Source organism: Streptococcus oralis (assembly GCF_023109155.1).
GTDB lineage: Bacteria > Bacillota > Bacilli > Lactobacillales > Streptococcaceae > Streptococcus > Streptococcus oralis_BZ.
In genome coordinates, this window is sequence record NZ_JALDUA010000018.1 from 1 (window position 1) to 695 (window position 695).

Genomic DNA, 695 nt, shown 5'->3' on the forward strand with positions numbered 1-695 from the left:
AAGTACTGGTTCAACGGAATGGTTTGACCATCAATATTGTCACTGCTTGGATCCATACTGATTGTCACATCTTTTTTCGGTGTGATTTTTGGTACATTGTTGACAACTACTTCTGTAGCATAGCCATTTCCAAAATCAATTTGGTAGGCTTTGTTTTCATACTTACCACCTGTCTTACCAAATTCAGACTTAACAGTCATCGGATCTGTAATGACTAATGATGTTCCAGTTGATACATATTGCTTGTAAAATTCTTCTGGATTATCAGCAGAGAAGAGTTGGAAAGCACCCTTAACAGTAATGTTAGCTTTCTTCAACAAGTCTTGAACTTTCTTAGGAGCAGCTTCTAGACTGTCATATTTTTGAACGCTGACACCTGATACTTGATTTCCTTTTTCATCCGCAACCTTAATCAAATCAGGACGAACATCTAAAGCTTCTTCTGGATAATCATCTACATAGTAGAAGCCGTTTTGGATTGCTTCCTTAGAAGATTTATCACCTTTATATTGATCCAAATCCCATGTTAATTCGTAGTAGTTGGTTGAACCAGCTAAAACTTCTTTTCCATCGATATTAAGGCCTTCTTTATTCTTATTTACTTTCGTTGGCTTAATATAGTTGTTATTTGGATTGTCAGGATCATTTGGTTTACCTGGAGTCGTTACACGAACAATGTTTGACTTAACACCGTA

General features: G+C 36.3%; 1 protein-coding gene. It reads right to left on the reverse strand.

Going from position 1 to position 695, the window contains the following annotated elements; genetic code table 11:
- On the reverse strand, positions 1 to 695 hold a 695-nt coding region (locus M1F63_RS10100; RefSeq protein ID WP_345772919.1), incomplete at both ends, for an SspB-related isopeptide-forming adhesin.